The 18,436-nt window shown below is 63.4% G+C and carries 16 protein-coding genes; 14 read left to right on the top strand and 2 right to left on the bottom strand.

Annotation, left to right across the window (positions count from 1 at the left end; all coding sequences use genetic code 11):
* Positions 1-81: 81 nt before the first annotated feature.
* Genes waaF through SA496_RS23710 form a run of 11 tightly spaced genes read left to right on the top strand, consistent with a single transcriptional unit; the run spans position 82 to position 11,730 of the window.
* Positions 82-1,125 (top strand): lipopolysaccharide heptosyltransferase II, encoded by a 1,044-nt coding sequence (waaF, locus tag SA496_RS23760; RefSeq protein WP_120654192.1) that lies wholly within the window; start codon positions 82-84, stop codon positions 1,123-1,125.
* Positions 1,126-2,187 (top strand): lipopolysaccharide heptosyltransferase I, encoded by a 1,062-nt coding sequence (gene waaC, locus SA496_RS23755; RefSeq protein ID WP_120654193.1) that lies wholly within the window; start codon positions 1,126-1,128, stop codon positions 2,185-2,187.
* Complete coding sequence (locus SA496_RS23750; protein WP_153918140.1) at positions 2,187-3,308, top strand: glycosyltransferase family 4 protein; 1,122 nt, start codon at positions 2,187-2,189, stop codon at positions 3,306-3,308. The genes waaC and SA496_RS23750 overlap by 1 nt, the downstream gene beginning before the upstream one ends.
* Positions 3,305-4,120 (top strand): lipopolysaccharide core heptose(I) kinase RfaP, encoded by an 816-nt coding sequence (gene rfaP / locus SA496_RS23745; protein WP_120654195.1) that lies wholly within the window; start codon positions 3,305-3,307, stop codon positions 4,118-4,120. Before SA496_RS23750 ends, rfaP begins: the two co-directional genes overlap by 4 nt.
* Positions 4,117-4,854: a lipopolysaccharide kinase InaA family protein gene (locus tag SA496_RS23740; RefSeq protein WP_120654196.1), complete on the top strand. Its 738-nt coding sequence runs from the start codon at positions 4,117-4,119 to the stop codon at positions 4,852-4,854. Before rfaP ends, SA496_RS23740 begins: the two co-directional genes overlap by 4 nt.
* Complete coding sequence (locus SA496_RS23735) at positions 4,851-5,606, top strand: lipopolysaccharide kinase InaA family protein (protein ID WP_153918138.1); 756 nt, start codon at positions 4,851-4,853, stop codon at positions 5,604-5,606. Before SA496_RS23740 ends, SA496_RS23735 begins: the two co-directional genes overlap by 4 nt.
* Positions 5,603-7,060 (top strand): lipopolysaccharide kinase InaA family protein, encoded by a 1,458-nt coding sequence (locus SA496_RS23730; protein ID WP_120654198.1) that lies wholly within the window; start codon positions 5,603-5,605, stop codon positions 7,058-7,060. The genes SA496_RS23735 and SA496_RS23730 overlap by 4 nt, the downstream gene beginning before the upstream one ends.
* Positions 7,061-7,064: 4 nt before the next feature.
* Positions 7,065-8,822, top strand: coding sequence for a carbamoyltransferase family protein (locus SA496_RS23725; protein WP_120654199.1), 1,758 nt, complete (start codon positions 7,065-7,067; stop codon positions 8,820-8,822).
* Positions 8,806-9,729 (top strand): glycosyltransferase family 2 protein, encoded by a 924-nt coding sequence (locus SA496_RS23720; RefSeq protein ID WP_330114566.1) that lies wholly within the window; start codon positions 8,806-8,808, stop codon positions 9,727-9,729. Before SA496_RS23725 ends, SA496_RS23720 begins: the two co-directional genes overlap by 17 nt.
* Positions 9,726-10,868, top strand: coding sequence for a glycosyltransferase (locus tag SA496_RS23715; RefSeq protein ID WP_120654201.1), 1,143 nt, complete (start codon positions 9,726-9,728; stop codon positions 10,866-10,868). The genes SA496_RS23720 and SA496_RS23715 overlap by 4 nt, the downstream gene beginning before the upstream one ends.
* The gene (locus SA496_RS23710) at positions 10,861-11,730 is read left to right on the top strand and encodes a glycosyltransferase (protein ID WP_120654202.1); all 870 of its coding nucleotides are present in this window, start codon (positions 10,861-10,863) and stop codon (positions 11,728-11,730) included. The genes SA496_RS23715 and SA496_RS23710 overlap by 8 nt, the downstream gene beginning before the upstream one ends.
* A 7-nt stretch (positions 11,731-11,737) precedes the next feature.
* Here the strand turns inward: SA496_RS23710 and SA496_RS23705 are convergent, their stop codons facing one another.
* Complete coding sequence (locus SA496_RS23705; protein ID WP_330114565.1) at positions 11,738-12,394, bottom strand: lipopolysaccharide kinase InaA family protein; 657 nt, start codon at positions 12,392-12,394, stop codon at positions 11,738-11,740.
* Positions 12,391-13,692 carry an O-antigen ligase family protein gene (locus SA496_RS23700; protein ID WP_330114564.1) on the bottom strand — a complete coding sequence of 434 codons (1,302 nt, stop codon included), beginning with the start codon at positions 13,690-13,692 and terminating at the stop codon, positions 12,391-12,393. The genes SA496_RS23705 and SA496_RS23700 overlap by 4 nt, the downstream gene beginning before the upstream one ends.
* On the opposite strand from SA496_RS23700, the gene msbA reads away from it, so the two are divergent.
* The 3 genes from msbA (at position 13,691) to SA496_RS23685 (ending at position 18,429) form a co-directional block, all read left to right on the top strand.
* On the top strand, positions 13,691-15,499 hold the full coding sequence (gene msbA / locus SA496_RS23695) for a lipid A export permease/ATP-binding protein MsbA (RefSeq protein ID WP_330114563.1): 1,809 nt from the start codon (positions 13,691-13,693) through the stop codon (positions 15,497-15,499). The two genes, SA496_RS23700 and msbA, sit on opposite strands and share 2 nt — an antisense overlap.
* Positions 15,500-15,621: 122 nt before the next feature.
* Complete coding sequence (gene hldE / locus SA496_RS23690) at positions 15,622-17,043, top strand: bifunctional D-glycero-beta-D-manno-heptose-7-phosphate kinase/D-glycero-beta-D-manno-heptose 1-phosphate adenylyltransferase HldE (protein ID WP_153918132.1); 1,422 nt, start codon at positions 15,622-15,624, stop codon at positions 17,041-17,043.
* 111 nt (positions 17,044-17,154) lie between these two features.
* Positions 17,155-18,429: an acyl-CoA dehydrogenase family protein gene (locus tag SA496_RS23685; protein ID WP_153918130.1), complete on the top strand. Its 1,275-nt coding sequence runs from the start codon at positions 17,155-17,157 to the stop codon at positions 18,427-18,429.
* Positions 18,430-18,436 lie beyond the last annotated feature (7 nt).

Genomic DNA, 18,436 nt, shown 5'->3' with positions numbered 1-18,436 from the left:
GCACGCGGCAAGCCGCAAGCTGCAAGTGGTGACCGCCGCTTGGAGCTTGCGGCTTGTCGCTTGAGGCTTGAAGCTGCCTTTATGAAGATTCTCATCGTAGGACCCTCCTGGGTCGGCGACATGGTGATGGCGCAGACACTCTTCCAGTGCCTGAAAGCCCGCCATCCCGACTGTCAGATCGACGTGTTGGCCCCTGAGTGGAGCCGGCCCATCCTCGAGCGCATGCCTGAAGTGCGCCAGGCCCTGAGCTTCCCGATTGGCCACGGTGTGCTGGATATCGCCAGCCGGCGCAAGATCGGCAAATCCCTGGTGGGGCAGTATGACCAGGCGATCCTCCTGCCGAACTCGCTGAAGTCGGCCCTGGTGCCCTGGTTCGCCGACATTCCCAAGCGCACTGGCTGGAAGGGCGAGATGCGCTACGGCCTGCTGAACGACATTCGTACGCTCGACAAGTCTCGCTACCCGCTGATGATCGAGCGTTTCATGGCCCTGGCCTTCGAGCCCGACGTCGAGCTGCCCAAGCCCTATCCGCGCCCTTCGCTGCGGATCGATCCGGTCAGCCGCGACGCGGCACTGGCCAAGTTCGGCCTTGGCCTGGATCGCCCGGTGCTGGCGCTCTGCCCGGGGGCGGAGTTCGGCGAAGCGAAGCGCTGGCCCGCCGAGCACTACGCCAAGGTGGCTGAGCTGAAGATCCGCGCCGGATGGCAAGTCTGGCTGTTCGGCTCGAAGAACGACCACCCGGGCGGCGAAGACATCCGCATGCGCCTGATCCCAGGTCTGCGTGAGGAGGCGGTGAATCTCTCTGGTGAAACCAGTCTGGCGGAAGCCATCGACCTGCTCTCCTGCGCCAGCGCCGTGGTGTCCAATGACTCCGGGCTGATGCACGTGGCTGCTGCACTCGCGCGTCCGTTGGTGGCGGTTTACGGCTCGACCTCGCCGCAGTTCACACCGCCTCTGGCCGAGCAGGTGGAGATCGTCCGACTTGGTCTGGAATGCAGTCCCTGCTTCGAACGAACCTGCCGCTTCGGCCACTACAACTGCCTGCGCGAGCTCAAGCCGCGTCCGGTGATCGAAGCCCTGGACCGCCTGGTGCCGGACCCGCTCGAACTGGTGGAGAGTCGCTGAGTGCGGGTACTACTGATCAAGACTTCTTCACTGGGCGATGTCATCCACACCCTGCCGGCACTGACCGATGCTGCTCGTGCTATTCCCGGCATCCAGTTCGATTGGGTTGTCGAGGAAGGTTTTGCCGAGATCCCGGCCTGGCACCCGGCCGTGGCCCACGTCATCCCGGTGGCCGTTCGGCGCTGGCGAAAGAACATCTGGCAGACGCTCAGGAGCGGCGAGTGGCGTCGCTTCAAGCGCCGCCTGCGGGAAACCCGCTACGACCTGGTGATCGATGCTCAGGGCCTGCTGAAAAGTGCCTTGCTGACGCGCTATACCAAAGCCCCTGTGGTTGGCTTGGATCGCGATTCTGCCCGTGAGCCGCTGGCCAGCCACTTCTATGACCGTCGCTATCCTGTGGCCTGGGGGCAGCACGCCGTCGAGCGCGTGCGCCAGCTGTTCGCGCAGGCCCTGGACTACCGCGTACCGGAAGGTGTGGGCAATTACGGCTTGAACCGTTCGCAGCTCGCTGATGCTCCAGATGGTTCGCCCTATCTGCTGTTCCTCCATGGCACCACCTGGGAAACCAAGCACTGGCCAGAGAAGTACTGGCGCGAGCTCGCCGAGCGCACCTGCGATCATGGCTGGCATGTGCGCCTTCCGTGGGGTAACCAGGCGGAAAAGGCCCGCGCCGAACGCATCGCCGAAGGCTTGGAAAAGGCCGCAGTGCTCCCCAGATTATCCCTGGCGGGAATGGCCAAGGTGGTAGCCGGGGCCCGCGCATGTGTGGCGGTGGACACTGGCCTCGGGCACCTTGCCGCTGCGCTGGATGTGCCGACCCTGTCGCTCTACGGTCCGACCAATCCCGGCTTCACCGGCGCCTATGGACGGTCGCAGATCCACTTGGGCAGCGACTTCCCTTGTGCGCCCTGCCTGAAGAAGACCTGTGTCTACAAGCCGACGGCGGAGGATATTCGCCTGTTCGACCTGAAGCGCGAACAGCCGCTATGTTTTACCCGGCTGAATCCGCAGCGTGTGGCGACCCAGCTGGAAGCCCTGCTGCTGACCGAGGATATCCACTGATGCAATTGGCATTCGTGCTCTACAAGTACTTCCCCTTCGGTGGCCTGCAGCGCGACTTCATGCGCATCGCCCTGGAGTGCCAGCGCCGTGGGCATGCCGTTCGCGTCTATACGATGATCTGGGAAGGCGATATCCCGGAAGGTTTCGAGGTTCTGATCGCGCCGGTCAAGGCGTTGTTCAACCACAAGCGCAATGAGAAATTCACCGCCTGGGTCGAGGCTGATCTGGCTCGGCGTCCGGTGGACCGGGTGATCGGTTTCAACAAGATGCCTGGGCTGGACGTCTACTATGCCGCCGACCCCTGTTTCGAGGACAAGGCGCAGAACCTGCGCAATGGCCTCTACCGCCGCTGGGGCCGCTACAAGCATTTCTCCGACTACGAGCGCGCGGTGTTCGCCCCCGAATCGAAGACTGAAGTGCTGATGATCTCCGAGGTACAGCAACCGCTGTTCGTCAAGCATTACGCCACTCCGGCCGGGCGTTTCCATCTGCTCCCGCCGGGCATCGCCGCTGACCGCCGTGCTCCGGCCAACGCCGCGGAAATCCGCGCCGAGTTCCGTCGTGAGTTCAAACTGGGCGACAACGACCTGCTACTGGTGCAGATCGGTTCGGGCTTCAAGACCAAGGGCCTGGATCGCAGTCTCAAGGCCGTAGCCGCGCTGCCACGCGAGCTGAAGAAGCGTACTCGCCTGATCGTCATCGGCCAGGATGATCCCAAGCCCTTCCTGCTGCAGATGAAGACCCTGGGAATTTCCGACCAGGTGGACATCCTCAAGGGGCGCAGCGATATCCCGCGTTTCCTGCTGGGCGCCGACCTGCTGATCCATCCGGCCTACAACGAGAACACCGGCACCGTGCTGCTGGAAGCCCTGGTCGCCGGTCTGCCGGTGCTGGTTACCGACGTCTGCGGCTACGCCCACTACATTGCCGAGGCCGACAGCGGCCGCGTGCTGCCCGGCCCCTTCGATCAGGAGGCGCTCAACCAGTTGCTCGCCGATATGCTCGCCGACCAGGCCGCCCGTGCGCACTGGAGCGCCAGCGGCCTGGCCTTCGCCGACAGCGCCGACCTCTACAGCATGCCGCAGCGCGCAGCGGACGTTATCCTCGCGGAGCGCCCATGAAGCTTGTCCTCAAACCTCCCTTCGAGCGCCTCTGGGCCGGGCGTGATGCCTTTGACGAGGTTGAAGCGCTCAAGGGCGAGGTCTATCGCGAGCTGGAAGGCCGCCGCACGCTGCGCACCGAGGTGAATGGCGAGGGCTTCTTCGTCAAGATTCACCGTGGCATCGGCTGGGGCGAAATTATCAAGAACCTGGTCACAGCGAAGGCCCCGGTACTCGGCGCCGGCCAGGAGTGGGCGGCCATCCAGCGGCTGCATGAGGCCGGCGTACCGACCATGACCGCCGTGGCGTTCGGCGAGCGTGGTGGCAACCCGGCGCGCCAGCACTCGTTCATCGTCACCGAAGAGCTGGCGCCCACCATCAGCCTTGAAGACTACTGTGTCGACTGGCCGCGAAATCCGCCGCCCGTGCGACTGAAGTGGGCGCTCATCGACGAGGTGGCGCGCATGACCGGGACCATGCACCGTGCCGGGGTCAATCACCGCGACTGCTATATCTGCCACTTCCTGCTGCACACCGCCCGTCCGGTCACGGCCGACGAATTCAAGCTGTCGCTGATCGACCTGCATCGCGCACAGACCCGTGTGGCAACGCCCCGGCGCTGGCGTAACAAGGACCTGGCCGGGTTGTATTTCTCGGCGCTGAACATCGGCCTGACCCGACGCGACAAGCTGCGTTTCCTCAAGACCTATTTTCGCCAGCCATTGCGCCAGGTGCTGAAGGATGAAGCCGTCCTGCTGTCCTGGCTCGAGCAGAAGGCCGCGCGCCTGCTCTCGCGCTATGAACGAAAGTACGCCGAGGGAGGACAGGCGTGAGCCAATGGAAACTGGCTGAGGGGCTGGATGCCGACGTCGCCGAGCTGTTCGCTGACCTCGACAAGGTGTTCGCTCTGGAAGGCGACTGGATCACGGGCGACCCGTTATCCGAAGTGCTGCGGGTGGAACACCGTGGAGTGCGCTACTACGTCAAACGCTACTGGGCCGCGGGCAAGGGGCTGCGTCGCTGGCTGGGCCGGCCGCGGGTCAAGGCCGAGTGGCAGAACCTCAAGTACTTCGCCAAGTGGGGTATTCCGACCGCTCCCGTCGTGGGCTGGGGACAGGAGCGCCGCGCTGGTGCTTTCCACCGTGGTGCGCTGATCACCCAGGAGCTCAAGGGTACGGTCGACATGGCGGAGCTGGCCAAGCAGGGCGATCCGCGCCTGGCCGATCCGCGCTGGGTTGACCGTGTCAGCCGGCAACTGGCCAAGGCTACTCGCTGCCTGCATGACCACGGCTTCGCCCACAACGACCTGAAGTGGCGCAACCTGTTGGTCGATGAAACAGGCGAACTTTTCCTGATCGACTGCCCGACTGGCACCTTCTGGTGGGGGCCTTTCCTGCACTACCGGGTCATCAAGGACCTCGCTTGTCTGGACAAGGTTGCCAAGTACCACCTGAGCCGCAGCCAGCGCCTGCGTTTCTACCTGCAGTACCAGGATCGACCGGGCCTGGAACGCAACGACAAGCGCCGGATACGGCAGATTCTCAAGTTCTTCGAGGGACGCGAATGAGCGACTTCATCGCAGCGGCCGATCGCGAGATCCTCGCCCGCCATGGCCTGGACAGCTTCGACTCGCTCTGGGCGCTGCGCCTGGAGGCGGTGGATGCGCCCAACACCGGCCGCGGAGGTTGGAGCAGCGTGTTCCGCCTGGATCTCGGCGATGCCGCCTACTATCTGAAGCGGCAGAGCAACTTTCTCAGCCGAAGCGTGCTGCGACCTTTTGGCGAACCCACCTTCGCCCGCGAATTCCGCAATATCCGCCGTTACCAGGACCTGGGCGTTCCGGCTCTGCAGGCGGCCTTTTTCGGTACCCGCCAGATCGATGGCGAGCGCCGCGCGATCCTGGTGTCCCGCGCTCTGGACGGCTGGCGTGAGCTTGCCAGTTACCTCGAGCTGTGGGGCGGGATGGCCGCCGTTCAGCGTGCGACCCTCCTCGCCGCCGTAGCCATTCTGGCGCGGCGTCTACACAGCGCCGGCCAGGTGCATGGCTGCTTCTATCCCAAGCATGTCTTCCTGCGGGAAACCCAGGACGGGTTCGAGGCCTGCCTGATCGACCTGGAAAAGACCCGTCCGCTATTGCTGGGTCGTCGGGATCGCGTCAAGGACCTGGAAGCCCTGGTTCGCCGGGCTGACGCCTGGGGGGAGGCCGAGGTGCGCGAGCTGCTGGCGGGCTATCTGGAACGTCCGCGGGATTCGGCCGAGGTCAGCGATTGGTTGGCTCGTCTCGCCAGACGCCGTCGCAATAAGGAACGCGAGCAATGACTCTTGCGGAACTGGCCCGGGCAGGACGCAGCCCGAAACTTCCCATTCGCCTCGACGTAGCTGGCGGCCTGGAGCTGCAGAGCCTGCTGCGGGTGCTGCCCGGGCAGCGCTATGTGGGCGTGGCGGTGTGGCAAGGACGCAGGGTGCTGGCCAAGCTGCTGGTCGGCGGCAAGGCCGAGCGGCACTTCCATCGTGAGCTCTCAGGTGCCCGCGCGCTGCATGAGCACGGCATCGATACCCCGGAGCTTCTGAGCGAGGGGCATCAAGCGGGGCAGGGCGGCTGGCTGCTGTTCGAGTACCTGGAGTCGGCGGAGAGCCTTTGGGATGCCTGGCGCGAGGTCGAGCGTGACGCGCCGCTGTCCGACGGTCAGCAGGCCGTGCTGGGCGAGGCACTTGGCGCCATCGCCCGGTTGCATCTGGCCGGGCTCGCCCAGGAAGACCTGCACCTCGACAATCTGTTGCGCCATGGTGGAAAGCTGCAGGTGATCGATGGTGGCGGCATCCGCGCCGAAACACCCGGCAGTCCGCTTCCACGGGATAAGGTCATGGCCAACCTGGGTGTGTTCTTCGCCCAGCTGCCGGCGGAGCTGGACCCGTTCCTGGAGGAGTTGCTGGTGCAGTACCTGCTGGTCAATGGCGAACATGCCTTGCCGCTGGAGGCGCTGGAAAAGGAAATTGCCCGGATGCGGCAATGGCGTCTTGGCGACTATATGAAGAAGATCGCTCGCGATTGCAGCCTGTTCAGTGTCGTTCGCGGTGCATTCGGCCTGCGCGCGGTTCGTCGGGAGACAGAAGCAGGGCTCGAAAGGCTGCTGCAGGCGCCGGACGCCGCGCTTGAGCAAGGGCGCTCGCTGAAGCAAGGGGCTACTGCCACGGTGGCGGAAGTCCAGATCGACGGACGCAAACTGCTGGTCAAGCGTTACAACATCAAGGGCCTGCTGCACTGGTTGACGCGCTTCTGGCGCCCGAGTCGCGCCTGGCACAGCTGGCGCGAGGGTAACCGTCTGGAGTTCCTTGGCATCGCCACGCCACGTCCGCTGGCTGTGCTCGAGCGGCGTTTTCTCTGGCTGCGCGGCCGGGCCTACCTGATTACCGAATATCTCTCCGGGCAAGATATAATCGCCCGTTTTCGACCCTATCTGGACAATCCTGATGGGGCTGGTGCTCCACCGGAAGCCGAGCTGCAAGCTCTCGACCGACTGTTCGCTACGCTTATCCGCGAGCGCATCAGTCACGGCGACTTCAAGGGCTACAACCTGTTCTGGCAGGACGGCCGCTGGACCCTGATCGATCTCGATGCCGTGTACCAGCATCGTAGCGAGCGCAGCTTCGCCAGGGCCTATGCTCGCGACCGCGCGCGCTTCCTGCGGAACTGGCCGGCCGAGTCGGCACTGCACCAGCTACTGGATCAACGTTTACCGCAGGTGCCGGGCACCTGCCCTGAAAGAGGCTAACCCCGTGGCATTGACGATTCTCGGCCTTTCCGGCGCTCTCAGCCATGATCCATCCGCCGCGCTCTACATCGACGGCAAACTGATCGCGGCCGCCGAAGAAGAGCGCTTCGTGCGCGACAAGCACGCGAAGAATCGCATGCCCTACGAGTCGGCCAAGTTCTGCCTGGAGCAGGCCGGTATCAAGCCCTCCGACGTCGACGTCGTGGCCATTCCCTTCGCGCCCATCAGTCTTTTCGGCAAGGCCCGCTGGCACTACGCCAAGCGTTACTGGTACGCCCCGGATCGTGCGCTGGACGCCATCCTCATGGGCAACCGCCGCTACAAGCGCTACCGCAAGAAGATCGTCTGGTGCCTGGAGCAACTGGGCTTCGATGCGAAGAAGGTGAAAATCGAGCCGGTGGAGCATCACCTGGCCCACGCCTCAAGCGCCTACCACTGCTCGGGATTCAAGGAAAAGACCGCAATCCTCGGCATCGATGGCAAGGGTGAGTACGCCACCACCTTCTTCGGCTGGGGTGAGAACGGCAAGATCCACAAGATCAAGGAATTCTTCGATCCGGATTCCCTGGGCGGCCTGTATGGCGCAATCACCGAGTATCTCGGCTTCGAGATGCTCGATGGCGAATTCAAGGTCATGGGCATGGCGCCCTACGGCGACGCCGCCAAGTACGACTTCTCGCGTCTGGCCAAGTTCGAGAATGGCGAGCTGATCATCAACACCGACTACGCCAACGTCATCGGTTTCCGCCGCTACAAGGAAAACGGCAAGGGCTATTACTTCTCGCCCAAGCTGATCGAGTGGCTGGGTCCGAAGCGCCAGGGCGACATCGCCGATGACCCCTACATCCACTACGCCGCCAGCATGCAGGCACTGTTCGAGAAGCTGGCGCTGGAGATGATGGATTACTACCTAGGCGACATCATCCGCCAGACCGGCAAGATCGCCTTCGCCGGTGGTTGCGCGCTGAACGTCAAGCTGAACCAGAAGATCATCGCCCGTCCGGAGGTGAAGGAGCTGTTCGTCCAGCCCGCGTCCGGCGATGCCGGTACCTCGGTGGGCGCCGCTGCCTACGTCTCGGTCAAGCGCGGCGTGCCGGTCGAGAAGATGGAACACGTCTACCTCGGCCCATCCTTCAGCAACGAAGACGTCATCGCCGCCTGCGCAAAGCATCCGCAGAAACCAGTGTTCAAGCGCATCGAGAACACGCCGCAGCGCATCGCGAAGATCATGGTCGACGGCAACCCTGTCGCCTGGTTCCAGGGCCGCATGGAGTTCGGCCCGCGCGCCCTCGGCGGCCGTTCCATCATCGGTTGCCCGAGTGCGGTCGGCGTGGCCGACCGCATCAACGAGCAGATCAAGTTCCGTGAGCGCTGGCGCCCCTTCTGCCCGTCGATGCTGGACACCGTTGCGCCGCAGATGCTCAAGGTCGATCACCCGTCGCCCTTCATGACCTTCACCTTCGAAGTCAACGAAGAGTGGAAGACCCGCGTGGCCGAAGTGGTGCATGAGGATGGCACGTCCCGTGCCCAGGTCCTGGAACGTCGCCACAATCCCCGCTGGTATGACCTGATGAAGGAACTGGAAGTCCTTACCGGAAACGGCGTGTCCCTGAACACTTCGCTCAACCGTCGCGGCGAGCCGATGATCTGCTCGCCCACCGATGCGCTGAACATGTTCTACGGTTCGGACCTGCAGTACCTGATCATGGAAGACATCCTCGTCGTCAAGGAAGGCAAGGACTGGTATGACAATGTCGGCTAAGCCGCTGCTTAGCGTTGTCATCCCTACCTACAACTACGCGGGCGTGCTTCCGCGTGCCGTGGAGTCGGTGCTGGCCCAGGCCACCCCGGAGGTCGAACTCTGGGTCGTGGACGATGGCTCCACCGACGACACCCCGGCAGTCTTCACCGCCCTGAGCCTGCGCTACGGCGCCGCCTTCCAGGGCGTGCGCCAGGCCAACGCGGGGCCTTCCACAGCCCGCAACAACGGCGTGCAACTGGCCCAGGGACGCTACGTCCTGCTCCTCGACGCCGATGATGAATTGGCCCCCGGTGTCCTTCCGGGGCTTTGCGAGCGTCTGCGCCGCGAACCCGACGTCGGCCTCTGGCTGGCCGGCCATGTTGCCGTCCAGCCCGATGGTCGCGAGCGGGAGCACCCTGCCGACACCGTTCCCGGTGAGCCCGCGCAGCGACTCAAGGACTACCTGCTGGATAAGAAGATCGCCCTCGGCCACGGCTCCTGCGTGTTCCTCCGCGAGCTGCTACTGGAACGGCCCTATCCCGAACACTTGCGCCACAGCGAGGACATTCCGGTCTTTGCCTATTGCCTGACGCAACGGCAAGTGGTGGTCCTCGACCTGATGCTGGCTCGCATCCACAAGCATCCCGGCAGCCTGCGCCACAACGCCGAAGCCGCTCGGAAGGTCGGCCTGGCTCTGGTGGACGAAGTCTTCCGCAAGCTCCCGCCCGGTCTGCAGTCGATCAAGCCCGCTTATCGCGCCCAGCGCTGCCTGTCGCTGTTCCGGACCTGCCTGCTGGCCGGCGACCAGAACGGTGCGCGCGAGTACTACCGCGAAGCGCTGCGCACGGATTGGCGTGTGCTGTTCAAACTGTCGTACAGCCGCAAGGCCCTGCGCCTCTGGCTGAAATCCAAGAAGAACCCGGTATGAGCCAGCGCCGTATCAAGGTTCTGCAACTGCAGAACTACTACAACGTCAATGCCTCCGATCTGGCCGAGCAGATCATCCAGGCCCTGCCGAGCGACCGCTACGAGGTCACTACCGCTTTCTTGCGAGGCCGTCCCGGTCCGGGCGAGCCGGTGAGCAAGGCTGAGCGCTCGATCTACTTCGGCTACAGCAAGTCAGCTGTCAGCGGCCTGCGCCTGCGTGCCCTCTGGGCCCTCTACCGGCATTGCCGATCCGAAGGTTATGACGCGGTGATCACTCATCGCTTCAAGCCGGTGAACATGCTGATGTTGCTCAATCGCTGGCTGGGCATTCGTGCGTGCGTCGGCGTTGCCCATGGTTTCGGTGAGTACGACCGTTCCTTCCGCTGCTGGGTGGCCCGCCAACTGATGACGCCAGCCTGGCGGCTCGTTGGGGTTTCTCGTGCGGTGCGCGATTACCTGATTAATGCTGGCGCGGGATTCACACCTGCCAATACCCGGCAGATCAATAATGCCATCGACATTTCCCGAGCCGAGAGCCTGCAACATCCGCGCGAAATGGCGCGCGAAATGCTTGGGCTGCCGGCAGATGCCTTCGTGTTCGGTGCAATTGGCCGCCTGGTGCCCGTGAAGGGACACATCCACCTGCTACGAGCGTTCGCCGAGATCAAGGCTGAATATCCCAATGCTCTGCTTGCGATCATCGGCGAGGGACGTGCGCGACCTGAGCTGGAGGCCGCAGTTGCCGAACTCGGCCTGCAAGACCGGGCACTGCTGCTGGGAGCCAAGGACGACGCGCTGCAATACGTGCGAGCCTTCGATGCTTTCGTCATGCCCTCCCTGAGCGAGGGATTGCCGCTGGCCCTGCTGGAGGGCATGAGCGGCCACTTGCCCGTTATCGGCTCGGACATTCCCAGTCTCAAGCCGATCCTGGAAGACTGTGGCGGTCGTATCGCTCCCGCCGGGCAGCACGTCGAACTTGCCGGGCATTTGCGCGACGTGCTGGCGTTGTCCGCGCAAGAGCGCGCCGCTGAAGGCGAACGCGCTTACCGGTATCTGTGCCGAGCCCATTCAATCGAAGATTTCCGCCGCCAGTACCGTGATCTACTGGTGGAGTTACTGGAAGGTAAGCGCAATGAGTGAATCGAAGGATCTGCCGCTGGTCAGCGTGATCATTTCCTCTTACAACCATGCCGACTACATCGTGGCCGCCATCGAAAGCGTCCTTGCCCAGACCTACCCAAATGTAGAGCTGCTGGTGGTGGACGACGGTTCCCGTGATGGCAGCGTCGAGCGCATTCGCCGGTTGCAGGAGGTTCACGGTTTCGATTTCGTGGCGCAGGCGAATCAGGGGCTTGCCCGCACTCTGAACGAGACCATCGCGCGCTCGAAGGGAAGCTTGATCGCACCTTTCGGGTCCGATGACATCATGCTGCCGGAGCGTTTGGCGATCCAGGTCGCTTACATGGAGGGTAAGCCGGAAGTAGGCATCTGCGCCGGCAACATCCAGCAAATCGATGCTGAAGGAAATCCCTTGTCCAAGCGGGACCGGGAGCGGCCGTTCCGCCGCCTCGACTTCGATGATGTCTTCACGTCCGCGAAGGATGGTGCCCCCGCCCCCACATTGTTGTTCAGGCGTGAAGCGCTGGAGGCGGTAGGTGGTTTCGACACCAGTATTCGCCTGGAAGATTTGCTGGTGGCGCTGAACATAACCCACGCGGGCTATTTCATCGATGTGCTTCCGGACGTACTGGCCAAGTACCGCGTACATGGCGCCAACACGTACAAGAACCGGAGCTTCATGATCGAGACGGTCATGCAGACCTACGCGCGATTCGCCGACCATCCTGCCTACCCGGAGGTCTGTGCGAACTTCATCAATTCGATGCTGCTCAAGTGCGCGCGCGACGACAAGCCGCTTGCGCGCGAATTGCTGCGCCAGCTTCCGCTGCGTCGCTGGAACGCCAAGACACTGCGAGCCTTGGGGCGATTGCTGCTCGGTTAGGGCAGGTTCAGGGTTGGATGCGGGAAAGGTCGCGGTCGAAGCGGGCCGCAGCGCTTTTTCCGCAGGTGGTGGAGTAGCCCCTTATCCACGCCGCACGATGCAGTTGCAGCAGCCAGTTGCTGTCTTCCTTGTAGCGCAGAATGTGCTGCAGGTTGCGTCGCCGCTTCCAGGGGGCAAGTGGGCGGTTCTCGATCTTCATATCCGAGAGATCGATCAGACCGAGTTCACCTTCCGGCAGCTTCAGCACATTGCCCAGATGCAGTGACCGGAAGTAGACACCCAGCTGGTGGAGCTGGCCGAGAAAGGCGCCGAATTGCTCCACATCCTTTTCCCGCGCTGAATCGTCGAGCGTGCGCCAGCGGTTGCGCAGCGTGTCTCCCGGTAGTGGTCGGTACTGGACGGCATTGAGCTTGCGGCCAGGAATCAGCATCAGCTCCTCGATCATCGGTGCGGCGATGCCGAGCTCTCGCAGTCGCTCCGCATTGCGGGCGAAGCGTCGGGCGGGTGGCGACCAGAGGGCAGAAGAGAGCAAGCGCTTGCGCCGGTAGAGCTTGAGGAAATCGCCATTCGAGAGGCGTGCCACCTTCAGGCCAAGACCATCTTCTTCAATGGTATGGGCGCCGAGCAGCAGGGAGTCGAGCTGTGCTTCGCTCAGGATCTTCATTGCTTTTCCAGGGCTCGTTGGCTGATGGACAGGGCGGCGACCAGCGAGAGCGGAATCCAGATCAGGAACCAGCTCTCGTTGGGACGCGAGAGGAAGCTGCTGCCCTCGGTAAGGCCGGCGGCGAGTCCATAGATGAGCATGGCCGAGGCGATCTTGAAGCCACTGTGTTGGCGTTGGCTGAAGCATCGCCAGAGGCCGCAGCCATACATCACGAGCCAGAACAGCAGTCCGACGAGACCCAGCTCCAGCAATACGGCGAGCTCGACATTGTGCGGATCGCTCATGCTCAGGTTGAGACCTTCGGCATGGAAGGTGAAGCGACTGTCATATCCGTAGCCGAACCACAGTTGCTGTGCTGCCTGGCCTAGCGCATCACCCCAGAGCTGTGGACGGAAGGATACGCCGCGTTGCAGCAGCAGATCCGGAAGCGCCAGGAAGCTCGCTATGGCAAGGACGCTCCCTGCGGCCATGAGATACGCGGCGCGGCGTGGCGCCATGATCAGCATCCAGACACTCATTACTGCAAGTGCCATCAGTGGTGTGCGGGAGCCCGTCGCCATGAGGGCCGCCAGAAGCGGTAGGCTGAGAAGAATCGGAATCCAGTCGCGACGGACGTCCCTGGTCAGCCATACGGCGACCCAGTAAGCGCAGAACATGCCGAATACGTGAGAGGTCAGCAGCGGGTTGCGGAGCGCGCCAGCTCCGATGAGACGCCAGTCCGGTGGCGGACCCATGAGATAGATGATCAGGTTGACGAGCGCGGCCAGCGACGCGAGCGCGGCGCCGACTCTCAGGGTTTTGAGAAGCAGCTCGATATCCGACAGGGCAATCAGCGTGCAGCCGGCAAAAAGCATGAACACATACAGTGGCCGTTTGCCCAGTCCACTGCGATCAACGTCCGTCCCCGACCAGCTCAGGCTGAGCAGGAGCCACGCGGCGAAGAGCAGGAAGGCGATCAGCATCGGCTCACGCACCAGGGCGGCGAGCTTGCGCGGCTGGTACACCAGGGCCAGCAGGGCAGGGAAAGCCATCGTGCCGTAGAAGACCTTGGTGTAGAGGCTGCCATTGGGGAGCCAGAACAGCCCGGTGAGCAGTGCCAGGTATCCCAGCACGAGCCAGCGATTGATGATGAAGTGAGAGATCGAAGGCGCTGAAAGCCTGGGGAACATAGGAATGGACTGCACTGTGTGAACCGATGCTTCACGGCAAAAGGCCGGCATTTTAGCATCCGCGAATAGGGGTGGGTTCCTCTGTGATAAGCTTTGCAACCTTTCGACAAAGTCGACGCGTGAGCGCATGTCCGATCAGCACCCTGAAGCCTCCCGGCCCTCCAGCCTCAAGATTTACCTCCGTTTGCTGGGCTATGTTCGTCCTTACACCGGGATGTTCCTGGTCAGCATCATCGGCTACATCATCTTCGCTTCGACCCAGCCGATGCTGGCGGGCATCCTCAAGTATTTCGTGGATGGCCTGAGCAATCCGGATGCCGTCCTGTTCCCTGACGTTGCCTACCTCCGCGACCTGAAACTGCTGCAGGCGGTGCCGCTGCTGATCATCCTCATCGCCGCCTGGCAGGGGCTCGGTTCGTACCTGGGCAACTACTTCCTTGCCAGAGTTTCTCTCGGCCTGGTGCATGACCTGCGTCTTGCCCTGTTCAATAGCCTGCTGGCCTTGCCGAACCGCTATTTCGACAGCCACAACTCCGGGCACCTGATCTCGCGCATCACTTTCAACGTGACCATGGTCACCGGCGCGGCCACCGATGCGATCAAGGTGGTTATCCGCGAAGGCCTGACCGTGGTCTTCCTGTTCGGTTACCTGCTGTGGATGAACTGGAAGCTGACGCTTGTGATGGTTGCCATCCTGCCGCTTATCGCCCTGATGGTGAGCAGCGCCAGCAAGAAATTCCGCAAGCAGAGCAAGAAGATCCAAGTGGCCATGGGGGATGTCACCCATGTGGCTTCCGAAACCATCCAGGGCTACCGGGTGGTGCGCAGTTTCGGTGGCGAGGCTTACGAGTCCGGCCGGTTCAGGACCGCCAGCGAGGACAATACCCGCAAGCAGCTCAGAATGACCAAGACCTCGGCTGTCTATACCCCGATGCTGCAGCTGGTGATCTACACCGCGATGGCTGCGCTCATGTTCCTCGTGCTCTTCCTGCGCGGTGATGCCAGCGCTGGTGACCTGGTGGCTTACATCACTGCTGCCGGCCTGTTGCCGAAACCGATCCGCCAGCTTTCCGAGGTCAGCTCCACTGTGCAGCGCGGCGTCGCCGGTGCGGAAAGCATCTTCGAGCAACTGGATGAAGAGACTGAGGTGGACCGCGGCTCCGTCGAACGGGAGCGCGTCAGCGGCCGTCTGGAAGTACGCAATCTCAGCTTCCAGTACCCCGGCACCGACAAACCGGTGCTGCAGGACATCAGCTTCGAGGCCGAGCCTGGCCAGATGGTTGCTCTTGTGGGGCGCTCCGGCAGCGGGAAGTCCACGCTGGCCAACCTGATTCCACGCTTCTACCACCACGAGCAGGGGCAGATCCTGTTGGATGGCGTGGACATCGAGGAATATCGCCTTCGCAATCTGCGTCGACATATCGCCCTGGTGACACAGCAGGTAACGCTGTTCAACGACTCGGTGGCCAACAACATCGCCTATGGCGATCTTGCCGGCGCGCCGCGCGAGGACGTCGAGCGGGCCGCTGAGGCCGCCTACGCTAAGGAGTTCGTCGACAAGCTTCCCCAGGGCTTCGACACAGAAGTCGGGGAAAACGGTGTGCTGTTGTCCGGTGGCCAGCGCCAGCGTCTGGCGATTGCACGGGCTCTGCTGAAGAACGCTCCAGTGCTGGTGCTGGATGAAGCCACCTCGGCCCTCGACACCGAGTCCGAGCGGCACATCCAGGCCGCCCTGGACCGCGTGATGGACGGCCGCACTACGCTGGTCATCGCCCACCGGTTGTCCACCATCGAAAAGGCGGACCTGATCCTGGTCATGGATCAGGGACGCATCGTCGAGCGTGGCAACCACGCGGAACTGCTGGCGATGAACGGCTACTATGCCCGGCTCCATGCCAATCAGTTCGCCGAAGAGGCTCAGCCGGAAGCGAGCTGAGCCGCGAGCGGGGGATAGCCATCACCCCCGCGCCCCTCAAGCGGTTCCGATGCTCCCGGGTAGGTCAGGCCAACTGACCTGCTATGGTATGATCCGCGCCGATTTTGACGTCCGGAGACTCCATGAAACTGTCCATGCCCCGATTCGATCAGGCCCCCGTTCTGGTGGTGGGCGACGTCATGCTTGACCGGTACTGGCATGGCGGCACCTCGCGCATCTCCCCCGAGGCCCCGGTTCCCGTGGTCAAGGTAGAGCAGATCGAGGATCGTCCCGGCGGCGCCGCGAACGTTGCGCTGAACATCGCGGCACTTGGCGCCCCTGCCATGCTGGTGGGTATCACCGGCGCCGACGAAGCGGCAGACAGCCTGAGCGACAGCCTCAACGCTGCAGGCGTGGACGTGCATTTCCAGCGCCTTGCCGAGCAGCCGACCATCGTCAAACTGCGCGTCATGAGCCGTCACCAGCAACTGCTGCGCATGGACTTCGAAGAAGCCTTCGGTACCGACACCGAGGCGCTGGCGGCACAAGTCGAGCGCTTGCTGCCCCAGGCCAGGGTCCTGGTGCTGTCCGACTATGGAAAGGGCGCACTGAAGAACCACCAGGTGCTGATCCAGGCCGCACGCCAACGCGGCGTGCCGGTACTGGCGGACCCGAAGGGAAAGGACTTCAGCATTTACCGTGGTGCGAGCCTGATCACCCCGAATCTCAATGAGTTCGAAGCCATCGTCGGCGGCTGTGCCGATGAGGCGGAGCTGGTCGCCAAGGGCGCGGCGCTGATGCAGGAACTGGAGCTGGGAGCCTTGCTGGTCACACGTGGCGAGCATGGCATGACCCTGCTGCGTCCTGGTCATTCCGCGTTGCACCTGCCGGCCCGCGCCCGCGAAGTGTTCGATGTCACCGGCGCTGGCGACACCGTGATATCCACCCTGGCCGCCGCCCTGGCCGCGGGCGAAGAACTGCCGCAGGCCGTGGCGCTCGCCAACCTCGCCGCAGGCATCGTTGTCGGCAAACTGGGCACCGCCGCCATCAGTGCTCCGGAATTGCGCCGTGCTGTGCAGCGCGAGCAGGGTTCCGAACGTGGTGTGCTGAGCCTGGACCAGTTGCTGCTGGCCATCGAGGATGCCCGCGCCCACGGCGAGAAGATCGTCTTCACCAACGGCTGCTTCGACATCCTCCATGCCGGCCACGTGACCTACCTGGAACAGGCCCGCGCGCAAGGCGATCGCCTGGTGCTGGCGGTCAATGACGATGCGTCGGTCAGCCGCCTCAAGGGGCCGGGCCGTCCGATCAACAGTGTCGAGCGCCGCATGGCTGTGCTGGCTGGCCTGGGCGCGGTGGATTGGGTCGTCAGCTTCCCCGAGGACACCCCGGAGCGCCTGCTCGGCCAGGTCAAGCCAGATGTCCTGGTGAAGGGTGGCGACTACGGCATCGACCAGGTGGTAGGTGCCGATATCGTGCGCGCCTACGGTGGAGAGGTGAGGGTGCTCGGTTTGGTGGAAAACAGCTCCACCACAGCGATCGTCGAGAAAATCCGTAGCAAGTGATCCCGTCCGACTGGCAACTCTGCCAGTCACAGATGTCGGCCCGGTCATAGGCGTCCGGGTCGATGCCGAACATCATCCCGGCATCCTCATCCTGCATGGAGTGCGATGCCGATGTTCCCCAACGCACAGGGCCGCGCGCTGGCTTTGCTCAATCGCGTAGCCCAGTCCCATTGGCCTGACCGCCTCAAGCTGCGCAAGACCCTGGAGAAGCTCCTCTACGGTGGTGCCCGTGCCGGCTTCAATCTCGCTGCCCGGCGATCCCGCCAGCAGTCGCACTCGGTCCGCGCGGGTGAGCTGTTCGATCTCTCCCTCTCCGACGAACAGCGGATGCTGGTGGAGATGCTGGAGGCCTTTGCCCAGGAAACCCTGCGTCCGGCGGCCCACGAAGCGGACGCCCGGGGTGCGGTGCCGGCCGGACTACTCAATCAGGCCCATGCGCTCGGGTTGGTGCATTACGGTGTCGGTGAGGAGCTGGGCGGTATGGCAGGCGAGGGCGCCATCCTTACCAATGCATTGATGGCTGAGGCGCTGTCCAAGGGCGACTTGAGCCTGGCGGCCGCTCTGCTGGTACCGCTGTCAGCCGCCAATTGCATCCGTCGCTGGGCTTCACCTGAGCAGCAGGCGGCCTGGTTACCCGCTTTCCTCGATGGGCGGTCTGTGCCGCGCATGGCCATCGCCGTAAACGAACCGACGGTCCTGTTCGACCCCCACAAGCTGTCCACCCGCGCCCAGCGCAAGAGAGATCATTACCTGCTGAACGGTGAGAAATGCCTGGTGCTCGACGGGCTGGACGCCAGTCGCATCATCGTCGCCGCCAACACCGACAACGGGACCGCGCTGTTCCTAATTGATGCCGGCAGCAAGGGGCTGGAGTTGCGGCCGGAACCTGCAATGGGTCTGAGGAGCTGCGGCACTGCCCGCGTTCGCTTGAAGGGCGTGCAAGTCCCGCTTGAGCGTCGTCTGGCTGCCGTCGACTTCGACTACCAGGCGTTTCTCGACCTTGGCCACTTGGCCTGGTGTGCCCTTGCCCTGGGAACTGCCCAGGCTGCGCTGGACTACGTGATCGGCTATTGCAACGAACGGATGGCCTTCGGTGAACCCATTAGCCATCGCCAGGGCGTGGCGTTCATGGTCGCGGACATTGCCGTCGAACTGGACGCCATGCGCCTGATGGTCTGGCGCGCTTGCGCCCGTGCCGATCGGGTAGAAGCATTCCAGCGCGAATCCTACCTGGCGCGCCTGCTATGCGCCGAAAAGGCCATGAAGATCGGCACCGATGCCGTGCAATTGCTCGGTGGCCATGGTTTCACCCAGGAACACCCGGCCGAGCGCTGGTACCGCGACCTGCGCGCCATCGCCGTGATGAGCGGCGGCCTGCATTTGTGAGGAAGGC

Source organism: Pseudomonas sp. JS3066 (assembly GCF_036328175.1).
In the GTDB taxonomy this organism is placed as follows: Bacteria; Pseudomonadota; Gammaproteobacteria; order Pseudomonadales; family Pseudomonadaceae; genus Metapseudomonas.
This window is presented reverse-complemented; position numbering and strand designations above follow the sequence as displayed.

Coding starts and splice junctions, on each gene's coding strand:
- rfaP (WP_120654195.1), top strand. CDS start 3,305: ATGAAGCTTGTCCTCAAACCTCCCTTCGAGCGCCTCTGGGCCGGGCGT.
- SA496_RS23705 (WP_330114565.1), bottom strand. CDS start 12,394: ATGAAGATCCTGAGCGAAGCACAGCTCGACTCCCTGCTGCTCGGCGCC.
- SA496_RS23685 (WP_153918130.1), top strand. CDS start 17,155: ATGTTCCCCAACGCACAGGGCCGCGCGCTGGCTTTGCTCAATCGCGTA.
- SA496_RS23700 (WP_330114564.1), bottom strand. CDS start 13,692: ATGCGCTCACGCGTCGACTTTGTCGAAAGGTTGCAAAGCTTATCACAG.
- SA496_RS23730 (WP_120654198.1), top strand. CDS start 5,603: ATGACTCTTGCGGAACTGGCCCGGGCAGGACGCAGCCCGAAACTTCCC.
- SA496_RS23720 (WP_330114566.1), top strand. CDS start 8,806: ATGACAATGTCGGCTAAGCCGCTGCTTAGCGTTGTCATCCCTACCTAC.
- SA496_RS23710 (WP_120654202.1), top strand. CDS start 10,861: ATGAGTGAATCGAAGGATCTGCCGCTGGTCAGCGTGATCATTTCCTCT.
- SA496_RS23750 (WP_153918140.1), top strand. CDS start 2,187: ATGCAATTGGCATTCGTGCTCTACAAGTACTTCCCCTTCGGTGGCCTG.
- SA496_RS23715 (WP_120654201.1), top strand. CDS start 9,726: ATGAGCCAGCGCCGTATCAAGGTTCTGCAACTGCAGAACTACTACAAC.
- waaF (WP_120654192.1), top strand. CDS start 82: ATGAAGATTCTCATCGTAGGACCCTCCTGGGTCGGCGACATGGTGATG.
- SA496_RS23735 (WP_153918138.1), top strand. CDS start 4,851: ATGAGCGACTTCATCGCAGCGGCCGATCGCGAGATCCTCGCCCGCCAT.
- hldE (WP_153918132.1), top strand. CDS start 15,622: ATGAAACTGTCCATGCCCCGATTCGATCAGGCCCCCGTTCTGGTGGTG.
- msbA (WP_330114563.1), top strand. CDS start 13,691: ATGTCCGATCAGCACCCTGAAGCCTCCCGGCCCTCCAGCCTCAAGATT.